The organism is Candidatus Phytoplasma asteris (genome assembly GCF_038505995.1).
GTDB classification, from domain to species: domain Bacteria; phylum Bacillota_I; class Bacilli_A; order Acholeplasmatales; family Acholeplasmataceae; genus Phytoplasma; species Phytoplasma asteris.
In genome coordinates this window covers 658968-685674 of sequence record NZ_CP128414.1, presented here as the reverse complement: position 1 = coordinate 685674, position 26707 = coordinate 658968, and the positions used below count along the sequence as shown (strand labels likewise).

Sequence of the window (26707 nt, the reverse complement as noted above, 5' to 3'; positions counted from 1 at the left end):
ATTTATTATTACAAGGAATCAATTCAATTTGATAAAATTTTACAAAAGCAAAAGAGGTGAAAAATGAATTTATGGAATTTTCAGATATAAAAATAAAAATTAGGAAAATGATTGCACAGTGCGAAGAAACCAAAAATTTAGATATCTCTGATGATGAACTGCCAGTTATTTATCATTATTTGCTCACCAAAGATCAAGAAAATGAATATGGGAATCGCCAAGAAATAAAAACTAATCCTTTAAGAGTTGTTTGGGTTCCTACTGTTAAATCTCAAGCTCTTTATTTTAAGGAACATTGGCAATCGCAAAATGAATTGTTTGATAGTAGCATTAATTTCGATGCTCATTTAGTGAGGCAATTTGTAGTGGATAATGATTCTAAGCAAAAAGCGTTAAAAGAGATGAAACAAATTATTAAACATTTTGAAAAATCTACCAAAGGTTTTTATTTGTCGGGTTCTTTTAATACTGGAAAAACTATTTTTTTGAAAAAAATAGCTTATGAATTAATTCAAAAACAAATTTCTGTTATTTTTCTTTTTATGCCTGATATAACTAGAAAATTTAGAAATTTTTTGTATAATAATACTTTAGAAACAAGGTTGCAACAATTAAAAAATGTTAAGTGTTTGATTTTGGATGACCTAGGTTCAGAAAATATGACACCTTGGTTTCGTGATGAAATTTTGCTTCCTTTGTTGTATGATAGAGCTGAAAAAAAGTTGCCCCTTTTTATTAGTAGTAATTTGCCCTTTAATGAACTGCACAATTATTTATTGCATTTGCATGGAGCTGAAAATGCTAATATTGAAGTTAAGGTATACAAAATTATTGAAAAAATTCGTACCCTTACTCACTTTTATGATTTTTCCGAAAAACAAGATTCCTAATAAGACAGTTTGAACTTGGTCAAGGATTAAAAATATTCTTTTTGGGAAAAACGTAATAACACAAGCAAATAATTTATAATTTATTTTGGTGGAGATGATGGGAGTCGAACCCATGTACAAAATCACTTTAATTTATATATTCTACATATTTAGTTTATTTTGTAAGTTCGCAATTTATGAAAAAACAAACAAAATCCATAAATTACTAGTCTTTTTGATATTTGCTAAAAGAGCAAAGACAAACCCAATTAGCAAAACTTACCTTATTGCCTTCCTTAAATCGTAAGTTAATTTAAGTGCGGGTTTTGCTTATTTATTTAAGCAAAAGCTAATTGTGAAGAAAAACTGTTTGCAAAATTCATTTGATAAACTGGAGTTTGTCCAGCAAAATCTTGTGTATTTGTTACAGTTTGTTTGTTATTTCCGGTTATTATAACCTCGACGTTTTTACTTGCGTAACCAAGATATGCTATATAAATTTCGTTGACCTTGGCAAATCCAAAACATCCCCATATTTTTATTTTAACTCAAAAAACCTTTTTTAAATCAAGTTATTTTTAGATTTGTTATTTGTGTTTTTGGAATGGATCATATTTTTGATTAATTTATTCTTTTTGCCTACTCAAAAATTATAACCAATAAATTTAAAATTTTGTAAAAGCGCCAAAGATAAAATTATCTAAATTTAAACTAAACTCAAATCAAAATTACACAAGCAAACAAAAAGCTCAATATATATAACAAAAAAGGGATTTGCATCCCTTCCTTTGTTCGATTATTAATGAAATTATTAGTTAACTACAACAACATCTACAGCTTGAGCTCCGAGGTCGCCTTCTTTAACAGTGAATTCCACCTTGTCGTTTTCATTAAGTGTTTTTCTTCCAAAGACTTCAGTTTGAATAGAACTGTAATGTACGAAAATATCTTTCCCATCAGCTGAAATGATAAATCCGTAGCCTTTGTCTTTAGAAAACCATCTACATGTTCCCTGTTGTTTTTTGTCTTGCATTATTAATAATACTCCTTCTTTTAAATTATTTCGGTTTCATAACCTATTATCTATTATAACTCATTTATTTTTAGAGTCAAACATTTTTACACACTTTTTTTTACTTTTTTGACGTTTTTTGGTAAAATTTTCATTTTTTTCGTCAAAAATTTGCATTTTGATATTTTTTTTGATATAATAAAATATGTTAAGCCCTTATAGTTTAACGGCAGAACGTAGCAATGGTAATGCTGAAATACAAGTTCAATTCTTGTTAAGGGCACCAAAACCAAAATTAAGATGATGTGGGCGTCGTATAGTGGTTATTATACGTGCTTGCCAAGCATGAGACGGGGGTTCGATTCCCCTCGCCCGCTCCATACATTATATAATTTAGATGTATTATATTTGTTTATTAAAAAACTTTATTATTTAGCTTTTTTTGCCCCAATAACAGCGTTTAATTGTTAAATTAATATAATATATTATAGATATCATAAAAGCAATCTTTAATTAAAGCTTGCTTTTTATTTTATTATGGGCATAATTTCAGTATAAAATATTATAATAAAATATTGATAGCTTATTTTCTAAATTATTAAAATTTTATTATAATATTGCAATTGATGAATAATTATTAAGAAAACTGTATGTAATTTATAATAATAGATGTTTATCCAAAGTTAAATTAATTTATAAATAGATAATTTAAATAAAAATACCAAAATTTAATCAAATTCTAAAAAAGAGACTTTTTAAGTCTCTTTTTTATATATATAAAATTATAAAAAAACTCATTATATAAAGATGAGTGAGCAAAAAATTCCTTTTTTTTGTGATAGAATGACATTAATAGCAATTTTTTTATTTTTTTAATTGCTGTTGTAAAAAAAGATAAAGAGGTATAAAGATATTAAATGATTAATAAAAAATATCCAATATTTTTGCGGCAAAATTTTACGCGATAATATAAAAGATTACAAGTTTTTTAACTATTTTTTAATTTAACTATTTTTAAATATTTTATTTTTTAAAAATATATCTTTGCTTTTTTTTGCATCATAATTATTTTAACTATTTTTTTAAATGATGATTAATCCAAAATAACCTAAATATTGATTTAGAATACATATATAAACAAACGAAAGGTTTTTAAATTATGCAAAATATTAAAAAATATCCAAAAACAATAATTGCTTTTTTTATTAAATTTATTTTAATTATAACTATTTCTTCATTTTTAACTCCTGTTTTTAGCAATGATGGAATTGATATGGATGAACAAATAAAAGAATATCAAAAAAGAAGAGACAACAACAAAACTTTATGGGGAAAAATATTCAATTCAGCACAACATAAACAAACTATAACAGATTCGGATGTTAAATTTTTACAAGAAGCATTAGAAATAAATCCAGATCCGATAAATCCAGATGATAAATATATAATTAAATATAGAGCTTTAGATGCAAGTGGAAAAGTTATTTGGGATAGTTATCAAACTTATGATTTGATTTTTGATTCCAACTATAATGTTTTAAAAAGGTATGGTTTTAAAGAAGCTACAACATCGGAAGATGATAGATTACAAAATGTAGACTATGGAAAACAAGAACCAAACTATTTGGGTTGTATGTTTGGCTATGATAAAACCCAAAAAATAAGAATTAAACAAAGATATTTTACAAGTGAAGGCAAAGTTAATTGGCAAGATGAGGATTCTTGGGATCGAGAATTCGATGAATTAGGGAGAATTATAAAATCTATAATTTACACATCAGATAGTAATTCAGAAGAAGACAAACAAGTTAATTGGGATAGTGATTACACTTATTATTGTTTTTATGATCAACAAGGAAAACAATTACATTCTGTGACAAGGAATAGACATTATAAATTAGAAAATGGCAAAATACAAGTGGATTGGGCAAGTGAAAAAACTTTTGATCAAAAATTCAATGATGATGGTTCTAGAAATATGAGATATTTTACCCAAGATGGCAAAATTAATTGGGAAAATGAAAATACTTGTAATTATGATGCAATAGGCAACACACAAAATCTGGAAGGGACACAAATTTCATCACAAGAAAGAGAGTTGGAAGATAAATTACAAGTATACAAAAAAGAAGCTTATAATTATGTTTTAGAAATAGAATTAACTTAATTGTAATTAAATCAAAGCGAGAGAGGCAAAATAATGCGTTTAAAATATGTTTTAAATCTAATAAAATGTTTTAAATTGACATTCCGCGGAAGAAAATTTTATTCCATTTTTTCTAAAACATCTTTTACTGTTTTTATATTTTCTCCTAATTTATTCCATCCTTGTGAAATATAATCTATATTTCCTAAATGTAATAATTCTAAAATAGTATAAAATTTATAATTTAATTTTTTATAATCATCATTATTAAAATCTATATCATCATCACCACTTATATTGTTAAGATGTAATTCTAATGACAAATTGCTTTGATAAATACAAGGGTGTTTTTCAATGCAAGAATTAGCACCTAATAAAATTGTATGAACTTCATCATTATTATATAATTTAAAAAATAAATCTCTTATTTCTTCTATACTAAAATCAGATAATTTTTTTTGATATAATTTATAAAACATAATATAACACTCTTTTCTTTAATTTAATCTTCATCTAAATCTATGTTAGTTATTTTTTTAATAAACTCTTTTTGTTCTTTTTTACTTAATGCTTTTATTTGAAATTTGTTTAATAAATTATTAGGTTTTTTGAAAGGTTTTTCATATTCCATTTTTACTGGATTCCACATGCTATAAGAAATATATTTAGAATCTAAACTAATGTGTAATTTACAACGACGTTTTAATTGAATAATGCTTTCATCTTTTTTAAAAATATCTTCAAAGAAATCATCAATGCTTTTAACAGTAGTAATAATAATTAATTTACATTCTAATACTTTATTTTTATAACGAGATTTAACACTATATGAAGTATTATTATCTAACATTTTTAATAAATCTGTTAACCCTAAACAATTAGAACGTAGATCATCTAAAATAATACATTCTTGACCTTGATAATCATCTAAAACATCATTACTACCAGATGAAATATAAGTTTGATAATTTTTCTCTTTGGCTATTTTTTTGGCAAGAGTAGTTTTACCTGAACCACTCATACCAGTGATAAAAACACATTCCATGTTTCTTTCAATTCCTTTCAAAGTATTAGTTCTATACTTAAATGCTTTTTCTATTGCTGCAGAATAGATATTATGTTCTATAATAGAAATGTAGTTAGTGATGTTGTACTCTTTTATTTCTCCTGAATGAATTTTAGTTAAGATGTCTTTTAAACGAGTATCTATTTTATATTTACGAAGGAAAATATCTTGTTGTGCTTCAGATTTCCAATCGAAATCACTAACTACTTCTCTTTCATCATATTGATGTTTATCAGTTCTATTAGCGTGAATCATATACATAAATGCATCACTAAATCTACCTTTAATTTTAGATACAAAATTTTCTTCAGTATTAAACCATTGAGCAATATGTTTTACATCATATGCATTATTAAATCTTAAATATATATGCCAATGAGGAGTTTTTAAATCTCCTATTTTTTTACCATTCAATTGAGCTTCTTTTTCATTTTGATAAATATCTTTATCATGTAAAATAAAAGCATAATTTTGAATGGCATTTTTTTTAGCTTCTAAAATATTTTCTATTTTTGGTTGATTAATTAAATTACTATTAATAACAAGTTCACAAATTCTTAATTTCATTTTATTAGATTCCTTTATTGCTTAATTATAGACTCTCCAACCTACTCCTTTATCGTCTAACACGACAAAGGCGCTCGATAAAATATCCAATTTTATTATAACATAATTGTGCAACTTTTGCAACAAATATTAACCTTTTTTTGTTGTAAATCAAATATAAAAAAACTATAAAAACCTAGTAAAAACCTTATCTTTTTATTTTTTTGTGCAACCAATTAAACACCATAAGATACACACCATAAGACAAGCCCTTTATGGTGTGTAAAATCCTGATGTTTTTATAACTTTTGCAACCTATATTATCAGGGGATGGCGCCAAATTAACAAAAATCAAGGAAAAACCTAGCGATTTTGGGTATAAAAAAACCCCCTAAATCCCCAAAGGGGACTTTATAGGAGGGGTGTAATAGATTAATTTGGTTGTACTTCGGCTGGCCGCCTAGTTCGATCTGCTCGTCTTTGAATACTAATCATATTATATAATAATTTAATAAATATATTTTAAAATTAATTTTTAATGCATTTTTTAGTTATAATTATTTTTGGAATTAATAAAAAATATTAAGATAATTGGTGTTAATAATGCAAAAATTAAAGACAAAAATAAAATTATTACAAAATATGATTTCTCACATTCAAACTATTAATAAAAAAATAGTTTTTCAATTGGTTAAACAATTTGTTAAAGACCTAAATTTAACTACCATTTTAAAAACAATTCGTATTAATCGAAGTACTTATTATTATTGGCTAAAAATTGAAAAAAAGTTAAAATTAAAAGAAACAAAATATTTTTTGCAACAACAACGTATTCAAACTTTATGTTTACAACATGAATATTTTTACGGTCATCTTAAAATTACTGATTTATACCAAGAAATTTTTAATGAATTTATTACTAAGAAAAAAGTTTATCTTATCATGAAAGAAAATAATATTTGTTGTAAGTTAAGGCCTAAAAAAAATAAATATTATTATAAAAATTTAAAATCTAACCTCAAAGTAATCCCAAATTTAATTAATCAAAACTTTACTACCTCCCAACCCATGCAAAAACTATTTACCGACGTTACTTATTTTCCCACTCCCCAAGGATTTATTTATTTTTCGTGTATTATTGATTCTTTTAATAATCAAATTATTGCCTTCCACACTTCAAACCGACAAAATAAAGAATTAATTTTAAATACAATCAAAAAAATTCCTACTTTAAAAAACCCTTGTATTATTCATTCTGACCAAGGTAAAGTTTATCAATCTCTAAAAGTACAAAAAAAATTAACTAAAAAAGGGTTTTTAATTAGTATGTCTCACAAAGCAAACCCACGTGATAACGCTGTCATTGAAAATCTTTTTGGCCAGATGAAAAGTATTTTATTCAACCAACATCCTTTTTTATTTCAAAAAACCTCAACTAAAATCAAAAAAATTATCAATCAATTTCCTTCTTTTTGGAATAATAAATGGTTATTAACTAAATTAAATAATTTATCACCCTTACAGTATTTGCAAAATAGATAATATTTGTTAATAATATATAAATTTATAACCTTTGGAAAAAGGTTGTTTTTTCATACATTTTTTTCTACCAAAAACAATAAATTCCGAATTATTGTGTAAAAAAATTTAATCTATGTCGTTTTCATGGTGAGTTTTTTGTTATTTTGCCCTAACTATATAGTGTAAGGATAAATATTAAAAAAATATCTTTTGAAACTAGCAAATTATTAAAAAACATTAGACACTTTTTAAGTTTAATGAAATTATTTGTTAATTTGAAAAGATATGAAATTATCTATTTAATTTTAAGTCTTAAAGAGTAATTTTGAAATTAAAATATGTCTAAAAAAACGGAACAGTGCATATTGTGGGAATAATTTCAGTATAAAATATAAATATAATAAAATATCTTTGCAATTGTTTTTTATTAAAATTATGTATAATATAGTCAAGTTATGTAATTTTAGATAACAATAATAAAATGATATTAAATATTTTAAATAAATAAGAAAGTTGATTTTAAAATGAAACAAATAAACAAACATTTTATCTATATTACTTTAATTATTGTATCTTTTATTATTGTTTTTATATTTCTTAATAACATGAAATCTAATAAGAAAACCCCCTTAATAAAAAAAGGGTTTTTAATATAATATTATAATATAATGATTTTAATTAAAATAAATAAATTAATGGTGCGGATAGTGAGATTTGAACTCACACAAGATATTTCTTACATGCCCCTCAAGCATGCACGTCTACCGTTCCGTCATATCCGCTTAAAAATGATCTTATAGATCACTTTTGTTATTCTAATGAAACAATGTAAGGAATGTTGTTATTTTGGCTTTCTAAGGTTTCTAATTCAATGTGGTCGTAATTAGTTTCTAAGAAAGTTTCTAGTTTTTCTAATTCTTTTTCATCAGTACATGAAGGATTATAAAAAACAGTTAAAAAGGTTTGATGAGGTTTAATCATTTTTTGGAGTAATGTTTTTAATGCTCGATATTTATCTTTATTAGTAGCTATTATTTTTTCTTCCCAAACAGATAAATATTCTTTTTCTAAAAGAGTTTGATTGGATATGTTTTTAGCATCTTTTTTATCAGCATAGATAATTTTTCCTGTTTGGATGTTTTTGATAGTTTCTTCCATGATAGTTTTGTTTTGTACTAAATCCAATGATTTATCAAAAGCTAAAAGAGCACTGTATCCTTGAGCGATGTTTTTAGTTTGTAAAAGGACAATTTCTTGATTGGTTCCTTGTAATTGTTTTAGTTGGGTTGTAAGCTTTTCTAAAAGAGATGTGTCATTAGGTAGGATAATGATGTTTTGGGAAGTATTTGTTTGGAGAAGTTTTTCAAAAGTAGTAGGGTTAAAAGTAGATTGTTTTATAATGTGATTTACTTTAAGGTCAGCAAAGACTTTTTGGCTTTTGGTATCATTTACAAATGCAATAAAAAAATATTTTTGATCTTTATTTGAGTTAGGTAAGTTTGAAGGTGACTTTGGGTCTGGGGTAGGTTCTTGTTGTGGGGTAAATGTGTCGTGTTTTTGATCTAAAATTGATTGATGTTGTTCTTTCATGTTGTCAATTTTGCTTACCTTTAATGTGCCATAAGTTAAGAGTTTTTCTAAAACTTGTCCTGGTTTGTTGGTATGGATATGTATTTTTAGAATTTCTTGGTCTTTAACTAAAACTAAAGAATCTCCTATTTGTAATAAAGCTTGTTTAAGTTGTTTCATATCAAGGTTTTTTTCTTGGGATGCTTTGATTTGAAAAATGTATTCAGTGCAATAAGTATATTTAATATTAACTTGTCCCAACGTTTGTATTTTATCAGGATTTGTGTGTGTTTGGGTATTTTGGTTTACTTGAAGTAGTTTTTGGTCTTGTAAAAATAATAACATTCCTTTAAGGATTTCAACAAAGCCAGCCCCTCCACTATCAACTACTCCTGCTTGTTTTAAGACTTCTAATAATTCAGTTGTTTGGGAAAGAGTTTTTTGGGCGTTTTGTAAGAAATTGGATAAAACATCTTCAATAGTACTAAATTGGGATTTAGCTTTGAGAGTTTGTTTAACAGCTTCACGAAAAACAGTTAAAATAGTGCCTTCTTGAGGTTCTATAATAGCTTGGTAAGCTTTTTGGTAGCCTCCTTCAAGTGAATGGATAAAATCATTAATATTGATAGTTTCTTTATTGAGTTTTTGGTAAGTTTGTGCCATTCCTGCAAAAAATTGGGATAAAATAACTCCTGAATTGCCTTTGGCACCCATTAATAATGCTTTTGATAAAACTTGGGATACTTCTACTATGGAACGAGTTTCTAAATTGCTAATTTCTTTAACGCCTGACATCATAGTAATTTTCATATTAGTTCCTGTATCTCTATCTGGTACGGGAAAAACATTTAAATTATCAATGGTTTGGTAGTTGTTTTGTAAATTGATAGCTCCGTTAGTAATCATGTTTTTAAATAATTGTCCGTCAATAAATTGAATAACTTTATCTTTGTTCATCTTGGTTGCCTTTCTTCGAAAAAATTTCTTTAATATAATTAGATAATAATAAGGAATGGAATATTGTTTTTCGTAATTTGGTATGATTAGGAAAGATTTTTTATTTAAGGTAAATAAAAACCTATTTTAATTATAACATATTTTAATTTTTATCTTATAAAACAAAGAAGTTAAGGGAGCAAAAATTTAGTTTTTTATGACTTATAAGTAAAATTATGAGATTATTGATAGAATTATTTAGTTTGTTATTTGTTTTATTTAAATTTGTTTTATTTTTTTTGAAAGAGATATAATAGAGATAATCAAATAATTATTAATTGTTAAAAAAGTTTTGTTTGTGATAATCAATTCATTAAAATAAAAACTAATTCATTTATAAAGTTTTAGGCAAGTTATAAAAATAGTGATTTATAAATTTGATATAACAATATAATTGTTTGATTTATTGACAACCAACTAACTTTTAAAAATAACAAAATAAAACGAAAGTGAGAAATTATCTTATGGATAATCAAGAAAAAGATCTCAATTTAAATTTTTTGAATAAATCATTTAAAATCGAAACTGCTATTACTTGAATTGCTTTTTCTTTAGTTGCAATAGCTTTAATTTTAGCTTTTAGACCTCAATTTCAACCACAACCAACAACAATCCACCTACCATAACACAAACTCCATCTTTATCTGAAAAATCACCTTCAACTCCCAAATGGAGTGTTATAGATGCATTCCATGCGCCAGTTCAATTTGAATTAAACAATTTTAATCCTAACAAAAAATATATGGATGATTTATTTGGAATGAAAGAAGAAAAATTGGCAGCTCAAAAAGTACTAGATTTTGTTACAAATGCCAAAATGTTTTAAGGTAAAGGTAAAATAGATCCCCCCAAAGGAATGTTATTATATGGAGTTCCTGGCACTGGAAAAACTTTTTTTGCTAATTGTTTTATGAAAGATACTAATTTTAAATATGTTGCTAAATGTACTGGTGCTGATTTTGCTCAAAAATATGTAGGAGAAAGTGTAAAGGCAGTACATTCTTTATTTGATAGTGCAAGAAAAATTGCTGATGAACACGGTGGTGCTATCATTTTTGTTGATGAATGTGAAGATGTTTTTGTTGATCTTACACAAATACGTGAGCATCATAAAGGACAAAGTGAAGCTGTTACGGCTTTCAAAGAAGAATTAACTAGCGAAAAAAATAACCCAACTAAGCCCATATTTTTAATTGCAGCTACAAATTATTTAGATAAAATGGATGATGCCATTAAATCAAGATTTACTTACAAAATTGAAGTTAAACCCTCGAAAAAGAACCACGCAAAGACTTTATGAAATTCTTAGTTAAAAATATCTGTAAAAACCCAATTTCTGATGATGCACTAAATTATCTCACCCAAAATGTTAATGATGCAATTTAAAATGACATTATGAAGCGTTCTAATCGTACCATCGAAACACTTGTTAATGATGCTTGTATTAATATGTGTAGAAACAAACACACACAAATTGAAGTTCAAGACTTAAAAGAAGTTTGTTTATCAGTTTTAGGTTTTATCCCACAATAAAATAATATATATAATAATTTATAAAGCATTACAACAAAGAAATATTAATAAAAATTAAGTATATTTTTATCTATTTTGCGATATAATAATTTTACATAGTATTTAATACTATTACAATTATAAAAAACAAAATAAGAGATAATTGTATAATTAAAATAAATAATAGCAATTTTTTCAAGTTGGAATTATTTATAATTGCCATATTAGAAAAGAGTTTTTTTACAAAGTGAATAATTTAGAACAACCCAAGCATTTTTTATTGGCTAAGGTGTGCTTGTTGTTATTGGCATTATGGATTTTTATTGTATTATTAGGAAATATAATTACAGTTTGGGCAAATAATCCATTAAAAGAAAATTTAGCTAATGGAGTTATAGAAAAAAGAAAATATTTAGAAGAAAGCACGCAAGATAATAAATTAGTTGATTGGCAAAATCCTGATACTTATGATGCAATTTATGATACCAACGGAAATCAAATAGCACAAAGACATTACAAATTAGAAAGTACGCAAGATAATAAAGTAGTTGATTGGACGCATTATAATGTTTGGGATGCTACTTATGATAAAAATGGTAGACAAACATCTAAAAGATATTTTTTAGCTCAAAGCACCGAAAATAATAAATTAGTTGATTGGCAAAATCCTGATACTTGGGATGCTACTTATGATAAAAATGGTAGACAAACATCTAAAAGATATTTTTTAGCTCAAAGCACCGAAAATAATAAATTAGTTAATTACAAACATCATGATACTTGTGATAAAACCTATGATAAAAATGGTAATCAATTATTAGAAAGGCATTATTTGCAAGGAAGTACTGAAAAAGATAAATTAGTGGATTGGAAAAATAATGATACTTGGGATGCTACTTATGATGCAAACCAAAAGCAAACTTCTAAAAGACATTATTTAGAAACAAGTACCGAAAATAATAAAGTAGTTGATTGGCAACATTATGATACTTGGGATGCTACTTATGATAAAAATGGTAGACAAACATCCCAAAGACATTATTTAGAAACAAGTACCGAAAATAATAAAGTAGTTGATTGGCAACATCGTTATACTTGGGGTAAAAGTAGTAATGTAGAACCAATATTGCCTATTACAAATGTTTTAGTGGATAAAAATACTCAAAAAAATAAAGTTTATTTGCCCCACACCAATAATAAAGTAGCTGATGTGGGTGATTTAAAATCTCAAACTTATGACACACACATTTACAATATAAAAATATTTGCCTATATATTATTTATTTTGTTGTTGGCTGTTTTTATTATTGCAATTTATCTTTATATAAAAAAAATTGAAAAAAATAATTAATTGAATACCAAATTAGTTTTAATTGTTTCATTTATAAAGGAAAAACCAACTTAAAAGTTGGTTTTTTGAATATTAATTGATTAATATTTGGGGTTAGAACAAATTATATTAAAGTTTTTATTTTTTGGGGCAATTGGTCTAAACGTAATTTATTTTTGAATTTATGATGGAAATATATGATAAAAATAGCTAAAAAAATGAAAAAACTTAAGATAAATAGCCAATAATCTTTTTGGCTGGGAAAAGCAATAATGTCGTTCCAATAAGTATTGATGGTTTTTTGGGTGGTTTGGTCGTATTTGTAAACTTCATCGTTACCTTTGATTTCTATTTGGCGAATTCCTGGAAAAGTTTCTAATCCAACATAAGGAGAATTATATTTAGTAAAAGCTAAATTGTTTTTGTAATTTTCTTTTTGTCTTAAAAAATTGATGAACTTATAAGCTAGGGTTTTTTTGCTTCCTTTAGGCATTACCAAAGCATCAACCCAAACGTTGGTTCCTTCTGTAGGTGAAAAATAATCTAGATTATTATTTTGTTCTTTTAAAAAATTAGCATCTCCTGAATAAGCAATAACTATATCATAGTATTCGTTATTTTTATTTTTCATGCGGTCCATTAATTGGTCGTTTATAAAAGCTAAGTTAGGTTTTTGTTGTTTTAGTTCTAAGAGCCATTTTTTGGCTTCATTTAATTCATATGGGGAAGGGTTTGCAATTTTTCCTTTAGTAGCTTTTAGACCTACCATTAAACCGTCGCGAGCGTTATTGCATAAAGCTACTTTTAAATTGGTGTCTTTTAAATATTTAAAACCTTTATTTTGATCTTTGAGTTCATTAATTTGATCTTGAGTTATTTTGTTTTTATTATAAAGAATAACTACTTTGCCCCAAAAATAAGGAACGGCGTAATTGTTAAATTCAGAAGGGAGTTTGTCTTGGGGGTCTTTGTTTAATTCATAATAATGTTTATCATCTTTTATTAATTCACCATCATCTATTGTTTCTAACATTTTGCTTTGTCTTAATTGATCAATTGCATATTCACTTAAAATAGCTAGATCATATTGGTTTTTACTTTTAATTTTGGTAACTGCAAGTTCGTTAGAAGAAAAAAGAACTTGTTTAACTTTGATGTGAGTTTCTTTTTCAAACTTTTCAATAATGCTAGGTTCTAAGTATTCGCCCCAATTAAATAATGTTAATGTTTGTTCTTCTTGGTGTTGGGGAAGTATATTTTTGTTTTTAAGATTAAGAATAATAAGAATAACAAAAGTTGTTGTTAAAATGAAAAGCAATGTTGTTGCTACAGTTTTAATTGTCTTTTTCATTTGGTATTAAATTCGTTTTCATTGGTGTTTGTCTTTGCGCTTGTTTTTGTGTTAGTGGTTGTGGTTTTGTTTGTAGTTATTGTTGTAGCTCCATTTATACTTTCATTTTCATTGTTATTTGCCTCTGCTTCTATTTTGGCATTTTTCCTTTGGTTTTGTTTTTGGTTGTTGTATTTGATTAAATTAAGGATAATTTTAGAACTAGCAATAATAATTAAAATAGTAGATAAAGCATTTACAGTTGGGTTAATAGTTCCTTTGAGGCTGTAGATATAAGCAGAAATATTTTGGCATTCAGAACCACCTACAAAATAAGAAATCATAAAGTCATCAAAAGAAAGACTAAAAGCAAGAGTGGCTCCTAAAAGCATAGCTCCTTTAAGTTGAGGTAGTATTACTTTGGTTAAAGCTTTGAGTGGGGTTGCTCCTAAATCATAGGCTGCTTCTAAAGAATGAGGGTCAAGATTTATTACTTTAGGATAGACAGTAATAACTACAAAAGGAGTGCAAAAAGATATGTGGGCTAAAAGCATTTTCCAAAAACCAGATTCCAAACCCATAAAACCAAAGACAACAAATAATGCTAAAGCAGTAATAATTTCAGGAATAACAATAGAAAAATTACTTACATTAAGAACAATGTTGCGCCATTTTTTGTTAAGACTTTGAGCAAGACTAATAGCTGCAAAAGTACCTAAAAAAGTAGAAATTAAAGTAGTTAGGCAAGCAATGTATAAAGTTATTTTGATAGCAGTTTTAACTGTTTGGTCAGTCCAAAGTTTAGAATACCATTCAAAACTAAAACCTTGCCAATTAACTAAAGATGCAATTCTGCCTTCGCTTTTGTTAAAAGAAAAAATAATTAAAGATAAAATAGGAATATAAATAAAGCTTAACACTAAAATGATATATAAGGTGTTAGTAATGGTTTTTTTGGGTTTTTTTGGGATTTTGGTAGAAGCAGTTTGGGGGGGGGTTGCCCCAGATAATTTAATTGACATCTTTGCTTTCTCCTAAACTTAATTTTTTAAACATTTGAAAAATCAAAAACATTGTTAAAGAAAGATGAATAGCAATTGCACAAGCTTGTTTGATTTCGCCACTTAATAAAGCTTTGTTTTCGATTAATTCAGCAATAGTAATTTGGGTAGTTGCTCCGAGATAACGTGGAGCTACAATATTAGTTGCTGTTTGTAAAAAGACAAGACAAATGCCTGCAAGTACTCCTGAAAGTGATAAGGGCCAAATAATTTTTTGCAATATTTGCCATTCGTTTGCTCCTAGATCTTTGGAGGCTTGAATAAGTTGGGGATTTATTTTGATAATTGCAGTGTAGATAGGCAAAAACATAAATGGCAAAAATAAATAAATAAGTCCTACAATCATAGCAAAATTAGTTTCTAAAAGATTGATATTAAAAGTTTTTTGTAATAAATGAAATATTTGGACTAATGCTTGGGTTTTGATAATCATATTAATCCACATAGTGCCATTGATGAGAATGACAAGAAAGCTTTGCCATTTCATTTTGAGGCGAGAAATCATATAGGCTAGAGGATAGACAATGATAAAGACACAAAAAGTAACAATAATAGAAATTGCAATTGATCTAGCAAGGACGTATAAAAATGATTGATTGGATAAAAATTCTTGATGGTGTTGTAAAGTAAAACGGGTTGCAAAAAATGCGTTTTGTTGGTTAGTATCTTGAAAAGAATCAAATAAAATAAAACCCATAGGTAAAATAATTAATCCTAATAAAATAATATAATAAGGCGAAATTAATAGTCTGTATAGTTTTTGATTGTCCTTGCAAGTATAGGTTTTTTTCATTACCAAATCTCCATTACATGAATATCTTCAGGATTAAAAGTAATATCTACTTGTTTGTTTAATTCAACATGGTCAGTAGTATGAATAGTGTAGGTTCTTTGGGCAGTTTTAACATCAATTTCCCAGTGAACGCCTTTAAAAATAATTGATTGTACTATACCCGTAATTAAGCCTTTTCCTTGGGAGACAATATCAATGTCTTCGGGACGAATAACAATATCTACATTTTCTTCTTTGCGAAAACCCTTATCTACACAATTAAAAGTTTGATTGTCAAAATGAACTAAAAAATCATCTTTCATCACTCCTTTAATTAAGTTGGATTCTCCTACAAATTGAGCTACAAAACGATTAGCAGGTTCGTTGTAAATATCTTCAGGACTTCCTATTTGTTGAATTTCGCCATGATTCATGACAACTACTTTATCGCTCATAGTAAATGCTTCTTCTTGGTCGTGAGTGACAAATAAAAAAGTAATTCCTGAGTTTTTTTGGATTTCTTTAAGTTCGTATTGCATTTCTTGTTTTAATTTTAAATCTAGATTAGATAAAGGCTCATCAAGTAATAAAACTTGGGGTTTGTTAATTAAAGCTCTTGCGATTGCTACTCGTTGTTGTTGTCCGCCTGATAATTGTTCAATGGTTCTTTTTTCAAGTCCTTGTAAACCCATAATTTTAAGGTATTTTAATACTTCTTTTTGGATTTGTTCTTCTTGCTCTTTCTTGTTTATTTTTTTGCATTTAAGAGCAGTTTGTTTTGTTTCAAAATCTTTGGTTAAAGTTTCAATTTGATTGTTAAAGTTATGTGTAATTTGGGTAGTTTTTTCTTGCGTTAAATCTTTGGTTAATTCTTGATGAAAAGTTTTTGATAAATTGGCTTTGTTAGTTTGATAATGAGTTTTATTAAGAGATAAATTAGCTTTAATCTTGGAGTTAAAATCTTTTAAACGTAAGCCAAAAGCTACATTTTCAAAGACATTTAAATGAGGGAATAAAGCGTATTTTTGAAAAACAGTATTAATTGGTCTTTTGTGAGCAGCTACATTTAAAATGCTTTTTTCTTGAAATAAAACCTCTCCGCTACTAGGGTTTTCAAAACCGCCTAAAATACGTAAAATAGTAGTTTTTCCACAACCTGAAGGACCTAATAAAGTGACAAATTCATTTTGTTTAATTTCTAAATTTATGCCTCTTAAAATTAATTGATTGTCAAATACTTTGGTTAAATCTTTTAAAATAATTAATGTTTTCATGGTTTGATACCTATCTTTTTTGGAGAAATAAAGTTAATAATTATAATTATAATCGCAATTGCAATTGTAATTTGTAATTAAGTTTATAATTTATAAGTTTAAGTTGTAAATTGTTGTTTAATTAGCAATTATCAAATATAAAAAAATAGTCGATAAACTAAATGTAATAAGTTAGTCAATAAAATAATTATAAAGCAAAATAATCAATTTATAACAAAATAAAAAAGGAGTAATTAAAATTACAACAATAAACAATCAAAAAGGACCAAAATCTCTTAATATTTCAAATTTATTTATTGCTAATTTTAGCTTATCATAAAATTAATAAATTGCAATCATAAAAAGTGCTTTTTTTGCTGATATTGTTATAATATCTATAAATTTTGTTAAAATAAATGTGTTAAGAAAATTATAGTAAAATGATTTTTTGCAAATATTGATTCAAATAATTAAAAATTGTTGGATAAATGATTATAAAGATTCTTATTATGTTTATTTTTTGGTATTTGTCAATTTGTTTATTTTCATTAAAATTTTATGTTGGAATTTTTTTATCATTTCAAATTAATTTACTAAAAAAATGCACTAAAAAAATGCACTAAAAAAATAAACCCAATTAAACTAACTAATTAATATATAAAAATATAAAGGAAGGTATATTATGAAATGGGAACCGCAAAGATTTGAATATCCTGAACCAGATAATCAACCGCAAAATCCGCCAAATTATCCAATTCCGCCCAAAAAACCTAAAAATTATTTTGCAATTGCTACTAATGTAAGTACTATTATTGTAAATATTATGGTGATTTTCTTTCTGTTTGTTTTAATTAAAGGATCTGAAAATTTTTCTAAGACTATGGGAAAAGACACCCAAGAAGATACTATGTGGGCACAAGAAAAAGAATACAGACCCAAAGGCAATCTTAATATTGATAGCTTTTCTGGATATGATGAAGTCAAAGACGAGTTAAGAGAATATATTTCAGCAGTAAATGATGATGCAAATGAAATGAACCCTTTGCCTCGTAAAGATTTACCAAGAGGAGTTTTATTGTACGGTCCTCCAGGAACAGGAAAAACTTATTTAGCTAAATGTTTAGTGGGTTCTGTTAAAGGTAAAGCTCCTTTTTTTGTTACTACTGGCTCTGATTTTGTCGAAAAATATATAGGAGTTGGAGCAGCTCGTGTAAGAGGATTGTTTAAAGTAGCTCAAGAAACTGCCAAACAACGTGGACAGAGTTATTATTTTATCTTTATTGATGAAATTGATGCTATTGGAGCTGAAAGAAGCAAAGAAAAAAGCGCTCAAGAACATTCAGGTACTCTTAATGCTTTGTTAACTCAACTTGATGGAGTAGATTCAGATGAAAAAACTCCGCAAGCTATTGTTATTGGAGCAACTAATCGTAAAGATTTTTTAGATGATGCCTTAATTAGAGAAGGGCGTTTAGGGAAGCACATTTATTTAGGCACTCCAGATTTAAAAACAACCCAAGCCTTACTTATAGCTTTTATGAAACGCGAAAACATTGAAAAAACAAATTATCCTTCAGATGATGAATTAAAACAAGTGGCAAAAACTTTGCACGGATCTAAATTTACTCCTGCAGATATTAATTCTTTAGTGAAAGAAGCTAAAAAGATAGCATCCAAAGATACTAATTCCCCAAACAAAATTACACCTTTGCATATCTATGATGCTATGGATTTAATTTTAATGGGTCCTGAATTAAAACAAAGTATCTCTAAAGCAGATAAAAAAAGAGTTATTAATCATGAATTAGGACATGCCATAGTAGCTCATGCTCTAGGGTTTGATGTGCATCGTGTAACTGCTAAACCAAGAGGACAAGCAGGAGGATATACTATCTTTTTTTCTGCTAGTAATGAAGGCGAACAAGCCGATCAACTTTTAACTAAACAAGATTTATTAAAACAAATGATTACTGCTTTGGCAGGACATGCAGCTGAAGAAGTATTTGAAACTAGTGTTAGTGTTGGTTGTTTTGATGATTTGAAAAAGGTGCGTACTATTGCTACTAAAATGGTAAAAGAGTTTGGAATGTCATTAGGTTCGGAAAGTATGGATTTTAGTTTGGATAATGATACTCAAGCTAAAGAAATTAATGCAATTATTCAAGCTAGTTATAATGCAGCTAAAGAAATTATTGAAAAATATAAAGAAGATCCAAATGATAAAGATAACAAAACTCCTAATTTACAATGGAAACATTTAAGTGAAAAACTTGCTACACAAAATTTAGGAAAAGATGCTTTTGTTGCTGAAGAAAGTAAATATTTTTATACAACAACAATTTCAATTGATGAAGTTCAAGAAACACAATCAAATAAGAAAAAAGAATACAAAATAAAATTAGAAGATAAAAAATTTACTCAAAGACCTGAAGAAACTCCAACTCCACAACCAACTTCCCCTAGTGATAATAATCAATAATTACATTACAAAAAACAAATCTTTTATATAATTTTTTACAATTTAATACCCTAATAAACCCGTCTTAATTGATGGGTTTTTTTATTTTGTTTACTTTATATTTTTTATTTTTTTATATCCCTTAAAACTGCATAATTAATTAATTAATATTTGCAAAAAGACAAAAATCATTGTATAGTATCTAGTAATAAATACTTTGATGATTTGTAGAAATAACAATAATCATTTATTTTAAAAACAATTTCAAAAATATTTATCTTTTTTGATACATTTATCATAATTATGACAACAAAACCCCCAACAATCGCTTATATGATATTAAAAAGCTTTAGGGAGCAATAAATTGCGTAAAAACATTAAATTCAAAATCTTTTTATCAATGATTAATTATCGATTATACGGTCTTATAAATTAATTATTAGATAATTATATAAATTCATTTGTTTAGTAAGTAATTATTTATAATTATGATACTATTTTAATAAAGCCCAAAAGCCATTTATCAATTGGCTATTTTTATAACATTTATTTATAATATCAATTTATTTTATTTAATTTTTTTATTTTAATGTTGATTTTCATTATTTGCATTTTTTTACTTATTTTGGGAAATCTAAATATTTATTCATTTATTATTTCATTTCACAATCTTTTTTATATTTACAACTGTTTTATTTTTAATTTATTAGATTTTTAATTATTTTTTATATTTTTTCCTAACTTACTTTTTTGTTTATTTTTCCAATTTTTCATTTTGTCTATTTTAGTTTTATTTTAAAAACTATTTAACAAAACCATTTATTTGTTGTCGTTGTTATGCTATTTTTTTTATCTATAAATAAATACCAACCCAAAAACACAAGAAAAAAAGAAAACCAACATAGCAATATAGCAAAAAGAAAATTATTAATAGTTATTTAAAATGATTGTATATTTAAAAATATAAAGATATTTTCAAAACATAAAAAAACATATAAAACCGTATAAAAGGAGATAATTAACTTGACTTATGATTAGCGATATTAGTGATATTTGTATTAATTTTTTTAATAAGGTAAAATCTTTTTTGTCGAAAGTAAAGCAATATTTAATTAAAAATAAGGTATTTTGGTATTTTAATTATTTTTTGGTAGCTGTTTGTATTTTTTTGTTATTGTGGTTGCATATTAAAGTTTTTGCTAAGAAACATTCCAATCCTAATGCTCTTAAAGGAGGTATTTTTGTAGGAATGGGTCCTGTTTGTGTGCAATCTGATGAGGATGATTCGGTTTCAGTGAACTGTTCCAAAAGTGTCTAAACTTTTGGAACAGGGCAGTCTCATTTGTGTCGCCCAATTACTGTCCCAATCTCAATTAGAAATTCTCAAAAAAGAAAATATCAAAGTCATTATCGCCTTAGATAACGACGAAACAGGGGGAAAACGCAGTGAAGCCTTAGGTGAACAACTTAAAGAAGCAAAAATTTTATACGAAATTAGACGCATTTTACCCCCTTATGATCAAACTTGTAAAGATGTCGATGATTTAACGTCAATACGGAAAAGAAGCTTACTAAAAATGTTTTTTAGATCCATACATCAGTTATAAAGAGGCCCAAAAGAAAATCATCGTTGATTTAGCGGTTCATTTCTTTGGCGAAGACAAAGTAGAAGCAATTAATTAAATTATTTTTTTACACCAAAATATATAACATCTACACATATAAAACATTAATACACTCTCATAAAAGTAAATATACCATAAATTTAACTATTTAGGGTTTTTATTTTTTATCTAACGAACAATCTTAAAAGGAGAAAAAAGATGAAAAACGACATTAGTCAAGAAATTAGAATTGGAGGTTGGCACACGAAAACCACTCCTAACGATTTAACTCAAATTAAAAACTTTTTACAAATATTAAAAGAAGATTTGGTCAATCTCACTATTATCGCTCATTCTAAAAAGAAAAATACCTACCAAGAAGCCAATTACCGCCCGAAAAACCAAACTCTCTTCGTTGACCCTCAAATCTTAGAAGAAATGAAACAAACGAAATTAACCTTAATTAATGATAATTTCTCTTCTAGTAATAGCAAACTATTACTTTCAGATTTAACCCCTCTTAAAAGCCAAAATAACCCCCTTAAAAACCTCTATCCTCTATTTCAAATCAATTATCAAAATGAAACTAAAAATAAGCTTAAAGAATTGATTGGGAAAATTGATGTCAATCAATTAGAAACTTTACAATTATATCAATTAGACCCTCAAAAGCGAGATAAATACCATAATCCTATGAAAACTAACTATAAAAAAGGGTTAAATATCATCTATTATCGAGAAGAAGATTTAAAATACATTCAATCTTTTTTGACAAAAGATAAACAAGGTTATCGGGTGAAAAAATTACATCCTATGTATAAATATCTAATTAAAAAAGAAAACTAACAACTTTATAACACTTCACTAACAACTTTATAACACTTCACTAACAGTTTTATAACAGTTTGACTTTTAAAATAACCTATACAAATATTAACTCATTTAAAGAGTGATATTTGATATTTTATATCGATAATGATAATGATACTCGATATTTGATATTATCGAATTATCATTTTTCATATCATTATTATTTGTCGATATCATAAAAACCTCTTTTTGAGGTAATTTTATTTTTTTTAATTTTTTTTAATTATTAAATCAACTTATTAAATCAACTTTAATTTTTTAAATTAATTGCCTTACCAAGTATTGAATATTATCTATGAAATAAAAAGATGAACGCGCTGAAGCGCTTATTTATCCAATAAAACATCTTTTAAAGTATAATAGTTGATATATTTCAAAATAATTTATAAAGATAATTGGTATTAAGATGCAAAAATTAAAACAAAAAATTAAATTATTACAAAAAATCATTGAAAAGATTAAAAAAATTGATAAAAAAATAGTTTTTCATTTAGTCAACCAATTTAATCAAACTCTGAATTTAACCACTATTTTAAAAACAATTCAAATTAAAAGAAGTACTTATTATTGGTTGAAAGTTAAAACTAAACTAAAAGAAAAAGAAGAAAAATACCTGTTACAACAAAAAAGAATTAAAGCTTTATGTCTCCATTATCAATATTTTTACGGTCATCGGAAAATCACTGATTTATACCAAAAAACTTTTAACGAATTCATTACCAAGAAAAAAGTTTATACTATCATGAAAAAAAACGACATTAGTTGTCGTTTAAGAATCAAAAAAAATTTTACTTATCGTAATTTAAAAAATAATCTCCAAATAATTCCTAATTTAATCAATCAAGATTTTATGTCTACCAAACCCCTCCAAAAACTCTTTACTGATATTACTTATTTTCAAACTAATCAAGGTTTTCTCTATTTTTCTTGTATTATTGACTCTTTTAATAACCAAATCATCACTTCACATGTTTCAAACCAACAAAATAAAGATTTAGTTTTAAACACCATCAAAAAATTACCTTCATTAAAAGAACCTTGTATTATTCACTCCGATCAAGGAAAAGTTTATCAATCACTCAAAATTCAACAAACTTTAATAAAAAAAGGTTTTTTAATTAGCATGTCAAGAAAAGCTACTCCTCGTGATAACGCCGTAATTGAAAACTTTTTCGGCCAAATGAAAACAATCTTACAACATCAAAATCCATTTTTATTTCAAAAATCTCCTGATAAAATAAAAAAATTAATTAATCATTTTCCTCAATTTTGGAATAATCAATGGATTTTAAGTAAATTAAACTATTCAACTCCATCTCAATATATTCAAAATCTGAGATAAATTTTTAGTTGATTTAACATCAAATAATATAACCTTGAAAAAGGTTACTTTAGTGCGCCTTTTTTTAAGAAAAATGTTAAATTGATACCAAAGATTATTTTCTTTTCATTTTGTTAACGAGTTTTTCATTTTTTTTACCTAACTAGATAGTGTAAAGATAAATATTAAAAAAAATATCTTTTGAAACTAAAGAATTATGAAAAAAAGTTTAGACACTTTTTCATGCAATAAAATATTTCTTTTGTTGAAAAAGAGAGGAAATTATCAACTTGATTTTAGTCTGAAAGCACAATTTCAAAATAAAAAGTTATCTTAAAAAACGGAACAGCGCACAGATAGCCATCTTACTTTAGAAGATGAACGTTTAACTGGATTTGAAGTTTTGTTATTGAAAGAAATTGCCAAACAACAAGGTAAAGAATTAGAATTAACAATTAATACTTTTGCAGTATTATTAGGCGATATTGAAACAGGTAAAGCCGATATAACTGCTTCATGTCTTGCTATTACTGAGGATAGAAAAGCCAAAGTTGATTTTAGTATTGCATATAATGTTCCTATGAATGGATTTGTAGTAAGAAGGGACAATAAAGATTTTGAATCTAATCTTTTTGCACACAACGCAAGAGTCAAAGATAAAGATTTATTTGATCACTTAGACAATTTATATGAAAATGCCAAAAAGGAAGGCAAAGAAAAATCATTTACTTTTATAGCTGTTACTGCTAGTGCTACTGATACAGATTTTTTTAGGTAAAGGTTATATTAAAAAATTATTAAACAATAGAGATATTATCAAAAAAGAAACTTCTTCAGATGATATTGGACCTAATTTAGAATTTATTAGAAATAATAAAGCAGATATTTTTGTAGTTGATGATGTAATAGCACATTATAATACTGAAGGAGACAAAGATTTAAAGTATTTTATTCTTGATTCAACTGATCCTCAATTGCAATCAGGTCCTAATGGTGTAGGAGTTGTTTTTAAAAAAGGTGATACCAAAAGACAAAAAGAAGTTAATGATGCTTTGAGGAAAATATTTAATTTAGAATATGTAAAAGACAAAGATGGAAAAGATACAGATGTTATTGAAGATCTTAAATATATTCTTACAAGATTGCATGAATTAAAGAAAGAGAAAAGAACAAAGGACCAAGAAACTAGATACAAAGATTTAAAAGGCAAAAATACAAGAAAACCAGAAGAAGAAAAAGAATTTAGTACTTTATTTAAAGTTTTAGATAAATTTATTCTTGGAAATCTACAAAAAATTGATGAAGCCCAAGAAAGATTTGATGCATTAAAAGAGATTAAATTAGAATTTGATATTTTGGAAAAATGTTTAGACGGCAAAAGAAAAGAAATAAAAGAAGAACACGACCAATTAAAAAATAAAAAGGCATATAATTCTAAAACTCAAAAAAACAATCAAAACTTAAACCAAAGAACCCAAGAAGAACAAAAATTTAGAGTTTTAAAAAATGTGCCTTTGCTTTTGAAGATGATACAGAAAAATAAAAAACCATAGCCGCACACATTTCATTAAAAAATCAATTTGAAGAAATAAAATTAGAATTTGATACTTTGGAACAATGTTTAGACAAAGACCAAACCAAATTACAAAATGTTAAAGATAGATACACAAAATTACAAGAAAAAAGCTCAAGAAAAACAAGCACAAGAAAAAGAATTTAATAATTTAGAAACAACTACAAGAAGTAGCAACGAACAAGACAATACAAAAGAAACAAGCGAAATAATTCGTTTAGAAAAAAAACTTAATAGCATTAGAGACAAATTAAAAGAATTTGAAGATAGAGTTTATAATGCTACTTATAAAATGAGAAATATTAAAAATTTAGGTTTGTGGCAAAAAATGTGTTATAATTTCCCATCTTATAAAAAGGGTTATATAATACCTTATTAATTAGTATTGATGGCTTATTAATAGGTTTTTTATTAGTTTTATTTTTAGTAGTCACAAAGACTAAAGTAACAAATACAAGAACTAATAACACTTTTGTAAAAGCATGTTATAAAATGATTTCTAAATGTGTTGATACTTATATTTGGTTATTAAAAGAAGTGCCAATTGCAGCTCAAGTAATGTTAGTATGGTTTTCTACTAGTTTGTGGTGGCCTAGTAAAGGCCTTATGCCTGATTTATTTCCTGATGGATTTCCCCAAATTAATCAAATACATGCTGCATTATTTGTAATTACTCTTAATGCTGGTGCAAGTCTTACTATGATTTTAATGCAAAATATTAAATTTGTTGATAAAGGACAAATTGAGGCTGCTTTTTCTTTGGGAATGACTCAAAGACAAACTTTTTACAATATTATTTTTCCGCAAGCATTAAAAAAATCAGTTCCTTTTGTCATGACTCAATTTATTACCAATATTAAAGATTGTACCTTTTTTGCTTTTATTGGGCTTGTTGAAATGGGCTGGATTGCTAACCGAAATATGGGAATTACTGCTGATGTCATAACTCCTTTTGTCCTTCTTTCCATAATTTATTTGGTTTTAATTCAGTGTAATAATACTTTGGCTAAATATTTAGAAAAAAAATTAAACCCTTCTTTTAGACCTGTGATTAGTGTTTAAATTTTTAAATGATGATATAATAATTATAAATTAAATATAATATTTAATAATATTAAAATTACAAGTTGCAAAACAACTATTCTTATCATTACAAAATTGAGATTTTTGTCAATTTTCAAAAACTAGACCCGCTTTTTAGTGGGTCTTCATTATTTGAGTCAAAATTGTAACAAATAAACAAATAGTAATTACGCACTTTATTGAGGGTTTTACTACATAAATAATTTCTTTTGTCAACTTTAAGGCAAAAATGCGTTTTTAAAAATTATTTTTTTAGTATAATATAGGTATATTAGATAATATTTAGTATTTTTATTGGGTGTTTAAATTTTTAAATCAAAAATAATGATTCAAATCAAAAGCAATAATTCAGCTTATTTTAAAAACCAAATTAATACTAACAATAATATTAAAATTAATTTGTAAAAAAGTTATAATCTAGATTTTAATATCAAATCTAAATCTAAAACTAAATATTTGCAAAAAATTTATTTTTTACAACCCGCCTCAAAATCAATTTCTTTGGCAAAAAAATATAAGCCAAGTTTAAAAATTATAAATAATTCAAAAAACTGTTTTACCCCAAAGTCAATTATTTTTTCAATTATTTATGATTTTGAAAATTATTAAAAATATTTATCAATAAAAAATTGCTTTTGGAGATTTTCATATCCAATAAAAAATGCAATATTTGAAAAAACCAAAGAAAACTGAAAAAATATTTTTTGTTAATGATTTAAAATTATTATCAAATTGCCCAAAACCATCAATAATCCACCTAATATTTTTTATTATATTTCTTTTCTTTTTCCTTTCTGGATAATATTTTTAATTAT

21 protein-coding genes, 3 tRNA genes, 1 other RNA gene and 2 pseudogenes are annotated in these 26707 nt (G+C 25.9%); 16 read left to right on the top strand and 11 right to left on the bottom strand.

Annotated elements, in window-relative coordinates; translation table 11 throughout:
* Window positions 1-71 precede the first annotated feature (71 nt).
* On the top strand, window positions 72-890 hold the full coding sequence (locus QN326_RS03625) for an ATP-binding protein (protein ID WP_034172194.1): 819 nt from the start codon (window positions 72-74) through the stop codon (window positions 888-890).
* A gap of 86 nt (window positions 891-976) precedes the next feature.
* Here QN326_RS03625 and ssrA read toward each other — a convergent pair.
* Window positions 977-1401, bottom strand: a transfer-messenger RNA (tmRNA) gene (gene ssrA, locus QN326_RS03620).
* Window positions 1402-1680: 279 nt separating this feature from the next.
* The gene (locus QN326_RS03615; protein WP_342386513.1) at window positions 1681-1902 is read right to left on the bottom strand and encodes a cold-shock protein; all 222 of its coding nucleotides are present in this window, start codon (window positions 1900-1902) and stop codon (window positions 1681-1683) included.
* A gap of 191 nt (window positions 1903-2093) precedes the next feature.
* On the opposite strand from QN326_RS03615, the gene QN326_RS03610 reads away from it, so the two are divergent.
* The 3 genes from QN326_RS03610 (at window position 2094) to QN326_RS03600 (ending at window position 4048) form a co-directional block, all read left to right on the top strand.
* Window positions 2094-2167 (top strand) — tRNA-Thr (locus QN326_RS03610).
* A 19-nt stretch (window positions 2168-2186) separates the two neighbouring features.
* A tRNA-Gly gene (locus QN326_RS03605) sits at window positions 2187-2261 on the top strand.
* Between the two features lie 779 nt (window positions 2262-3040).
* The gene (locus QN326_RS03600) at window positions 3041-4048 is read left to right on the top strand and encodes a hypothetical protein (RefSeq protein WP_342386512.1); all 1008 of its coding nucleotides are present in this window, start codon (window positions 3041-3043) and stop codon (window positions 4046-4048) included.
* Window positions 4049-4146: 98 nt separating this feature from the next.
* On the opposite strand, the gene QN326_RS03595 is transcribed toward QN326_RS03600, so the two are convergent.
* Together QN326_RS03595 and QN326_RS03590 are read right to left on the bottom strand one after the other, a co-directional pair.
* On the bottom strand, window positions 4147-4506 hold the full coding sequence (locus QN326_RS03595) for a hypothetical protein (RefSeq protein ID WP_342386511.1): 360 nt from the start codon (window positions 4504-4506) through the stop codon (window positions 4147-4149).
* 23 nt (window positions 4507-4529) lie between these two features.
* The gene (locus QN326_RS03590) at window positions 4530-5660 is read right to left on the bottom strand and encodes a Rep family protein (protein WP_342386510.1); all 1131 of its coding nucleotides are present in this window, start codon (window positions 5658-5660) and stop codon (window positions 4530-4532) included.
* Window positions 5661-6242: 582 nt separating this feature from the next.
* On the opposite strand from QN326_RS03590, the gene QN326_RS03585 reads away from it, so the two are divergent.
* A complete protein-coding gene (locus QN326_RS03585; protein ID WP_342386509.1) occupies window positions 6243-7181 on the top strand; it encodes an IS3 family transposase in 939 nt (312 codons plus the stop codon).
* A 675-nt stretch (window positions 7182-7856) separates the two neighbouring features.
* Here the strand turns inward: QN326_RS03585 and QN326_RS03580 are convergent.
* Window positions 7857-7942 (bottom strand) — tRNA-Leu (locus tag QN326_RS03580).
* A gap of 28 nt (window positions 7943-7970) precedes the next feature.
* On the bottom strand, window positions 7971-9686 hold the full coding sequence (locus QN326_RS03575) for a DAK2 domain-containing protein (protein WP_342386508.1): 1716 nt from the start codon (window positions 9684-9686) through the stop codon (window positions 7971-7973).
* 895 nt (window positions 9687-10581) lie between these two features.
* Between QN326_RS03575 and QN326_RS03570 the strand changes: the two genes are divergently transcribed.
* The 3 genes from QN326_RS03570 (at window position 10582) to QN326_RS03560 (ending at window position 12588) form a co-directional block, all read left to right on the top strand.
* A complete protein-coding gene (locus tag QN326_RS03570; RefSeq protein ID WP_342386507.1) occupies window positions 10582-11025 on the top strand; it encodes an ATP-binding protein in 444 nt (147 codons plus the stop codon).
* 95 nt (window positions 11026-11120) lie between these two features.
* Window positions 11121-11258 carry a hypothetical protein gene (locus QN326_RS03565; protein ID WP_156956338.1) on the top strand — a complete coding sequence of 46 codons (138 nt, stop codon included), beginning with the start codon at window positions 11121-11123 and terminating at the stop codon, window positions 11256-11258.
* Window positions 11259-11484: 226 nt separating this feature from the next.
* A complete protein-coding gene (locus QN326_RS03560; protein WP_342386506.1) occupies window positions 11485-12588 on the top strand; it encodes a hypothetical protein in 1104 nt (367 codons plus the stop codon).
* A gap of 103 nt (window positions 12589-12691) precedes the next feature.
* On the opposite strand, the gene QN326_RS03555 is transcribed toward QN326_RS03560, so the two are convergent.
* Genes QN326_RS03555 through QN326_RS03540 form a run of 4 tightly spaced genes read right to left on the bottom strand, consistent with a single transcriptional unit; the run spans window position 12692 to window position 17004 of the window.
* Window positions 12692-13918: an ABC transporter substrate-binding protein gene (locus QN326_RS03555; RefSeq protein WP_342386505.1), complete on the bottom strand. Its 1227-nt coding sequence runs from the start codon at window positions 13916-13918 to the stop codon at window positions 12692-12694.
* Window positions 13915-14919 (bottom strand): ABC transporter permease, encoded by a 1005-nt coding sequence (locus QN326_RS03550; protein ID WP_342386504.1) that lies wholly within the window; start codon window positions 14917-14919, stop codon window positions 13915-13917. The genes QN326_RS03555 and QN326_RS03550 overlap by 4 nt, the downstream gene beginning before the upstream one ends.
* A complete protein-coding gene (locus tag QN326_RS03545; RefSeq protein ID WP_342386503.1) occupies window positions 14909-15757 on the bottom strand; it encodes an ABC transporter permease in 849 nt (282 codons plus the stop codon). The genes QN326_RS03550 and QN326_RS03545 overlap by 11 nt, the downstream gene beginning before the upstream one ends.
* On the bottom strand, window positions 15751-17004 hold the full coding sequence (locus QN326_RS03540; protein ID WP_011161003.1) for an ABC transporter ATP-binding protein: 1254 nt from the start codon (window positions 17002-17004) through the stop codon (window positions 15751-15753). The genes QN326_RS03545 and QN326_RS03540 overlap by 7 nt, the downstream gene beginning before the upstream one ends.
* A gap of 661 nt (window positions 17005-17665) precedes the next feature.
* Between QN326_RS03540 and QN326_RS03535 the strand changes: the two genes are divergently transcribed.
* Window positions 17666-19462 (top strand): AAA family ATPase, encoded by a 1797-nt coding sequence (locus tag QN326_RS03535; protein WP_342386502.1) that lies wholly within the window; start codon window positions 17666-17668, stop codon window positions 19460-19462.
* Between the two features lie 1119 nt (window positions 19463-20581).
* On the opposite strand, the gene QN326_RS03530 is transcribed toward QN326_RS03535, so the two are convergent.
* On the bottom strand, window positions 20582-20749 hold the full coding sequence (locus QN326_RS03530) for a hypothetical protein (protein WP_342386501.1): 168 nt from the start codon (window positions 20747-20749) through the stop codon (window positions 20582-20584).
* 29 nt (window positions 20750-20778) lie between these two features.
* On the opposite strand from QN326_RS03530, the pseudogene QN326_RS03525 reads away from it, so the two are divergent.
* The 7 genes and pseudogenes from QN326_RS03525 to QN326_RS03495 form a co-directional block, all read left to right on the top strand.
* A pseudogene (locus QN326_RS03525) lies at window positions 20779-21124 on the top strand (toprim domain-containing protein); the annotation flags it as partial.
* Window positions 21125-21264: 140 nt separating this feature from the next.
* Window positions 21265-21891 (top strand): phase variable surface lipoprotein, encoded by a 627-nt coding sequence (locus QN326_RS03520; RefSeq protein WP_342386500.1) that lies wholly within the window; start codon window positions 21265-21267, stop codon window positions 21889-21891.
* A 430-nt stretch (window positions 21892-22321) separates the two neighbouring features.
* On the top strand, window positions 22322-23257 hold the full coding sequence (locus QN326_RS03515; protein ID WP_342386499.1) for an IS3 family transposase: 936 nt from the start codon (window positions 22322-22324) through the stop codon (window positions 23255-23257).
* 364 nt (window positions 23258-23621) lie between these two features.
* Window positions 23622-24014 (top strand): annotated as a pseudogene (locus QN326_RS03510) (transporter substrate-binding domain-containing protein); the annotation flags it as partial.
* On the top strand, window positions 23986-24789 hold the full coding sequence (locus QN326_RS03505; protein WP_342386498.1) for a transporter substrate-binding domain-containing protein: 804 nt from the start codon (window positions 23986-23988) through the stop codon (window positions 24787-24789). The pseudogene QN326_RS03510 and the gene QN326_RS03505, both read left to right, overlap by 29 nt.
* Window positions 24790-24885: 96 nt before the next feature.
* Entirely contained in the window at window positions 24886-25188 is a 303-nt protein-coding gene (locus QN326_RS03500) for a hypothetical protein (protein WP_342386497.1), read from the top strand.
* A 113-nt stretch (window positions 25189-25301) separates the two neighbouring features.
* Entirely contained in the window at window positions 25302-25871 is a 570-nt protein-coding gene (locus QN326_RS03495) for an ABC transporter permease subunit (RefSeq protein ID WP_342386496.1), read from the top strand.
* Window positions 25872-26707 lie beyond the last annotated feature (836 nt).

Excerpts from the sequence above, each read along its gene's own strand:
- QN326_RS03625 (WP_034172194.1), top strand. The coding sequence starts at position 72 with ATGGAATTTTCAGATATAAAAATAAAAATTAGGAAAATGATTGCACAG.
- QN326_RS03615 (WP_342386513.1), bottom strand. The coding sequence starts at position 1,902 with ATGCAAGACAAAAAACAACAGGGAACATGTAGATGGTTTTCTAAAGAC.
- QN326_RS03600 (WP_342386512.1), top strand. The coding sequence starts at position 3,041 with ATGCAAAATATTAAAAAATATCCAAAAACAATAATTGCTTTTTTTATT.
- QN326_RS03595 (WP_342386511.1), bottom strand. The coding sequence starts at position 4,506 with ATGTTTTATAAATTATATCAAAAAAAATTATCTGATTTTAGTATAGAA.
- QN326_RS03590 (WP_342386510.1), bottom strand. The coding sequence starts at position 5,660 with ATGAAATTAAGAATTTGTGAACTTGTTATTAATAGTAATTTAATTAAT.
- QN326_RS03585 (WP_342386509.1), top strand. The coding sequence starts at position 6,243 with ATGCAAAAATTAAAGACAAAAATAAAATTATTACAAAATATGATTTCT.
- QN326_RS03575 (WP_342386508.1), bottom strand. The coding sequence starts at position 9,686 with ATGAACAAAGATAAAGTTATTCAATTTATTGACGGACAATTATTTAAA.
- QN326_RS03570 (WP_342386507.1), top strand. The coding sequence starts at position 10,582 with ATGTTATTATATGGAGTTCCTGGCACTGGAAAAACTTTTTTTGCTAAT.
- QN326_RS03565 (WP_156956338.1), top strand. The coding sequence starts at position 11,121 with ATGAAGCGTTCTAATCGTACCATCGAAACACTTGTTAATGATGCTTGT.
- QN326_RS03555 (WP_342386505.1), bottom strand. The coding sequence starts at position 13,918 with ATGAAAAAGACAATTAAAACTGTAGCAACAACATTGCTTTTCATTTTA.
- QN326_RS03550 (WP_342386504.1), bottom strand. The coding sequence starts at position 14,919 with ATGTCAATTAAATTATCTGGGGCAACCCCCCCCCAAACTGCTTCTACC.
- QN326_RS03540 (WP_011161003.1), bottom strand. The coding sequence starts at position 17,004 with ATGAAAACATTAATTATTTTAAAAGATTTAACCAAAGTATTTGACAAT.
- QN326_RS03535 (WP_342386502.1), top strand. The coding sequence starts at position 17,666 with ATGAAATGGGAACCGCAAAGATTTGAATATCCTGAACCAGATAATCAA.
- QN326_RS03520 (WP_342386500.1), top strand. The coding sequence starts at position 21,265 with ATGAAAAACGACATTAGTCAAGAAATTAGAATTGGAGGTTGGCACACG.
- QN326_RS03515 (WP_342386499.1), top strand. The coding sequence starts at position 22,322 with ATGCAAAAATTAAAACAAAAAATTAAATTATTACAAAAAATCATTGAA.
- QN326_RS03500 (WP_342386497.1), top strand. The coding sequence starts at position 24,886 with ATGTTAAAGATAGATACACAAAATTACAAGAAAAAAGCTCAAGAAAAA.
- QN326_RS03495 (WP_342386496.1), top strand. The coding sequence starts at position 25,302 with ATGATTTCTAAATGTGTTGATACTTATATTTGGTTATTAAAAGAAGTG.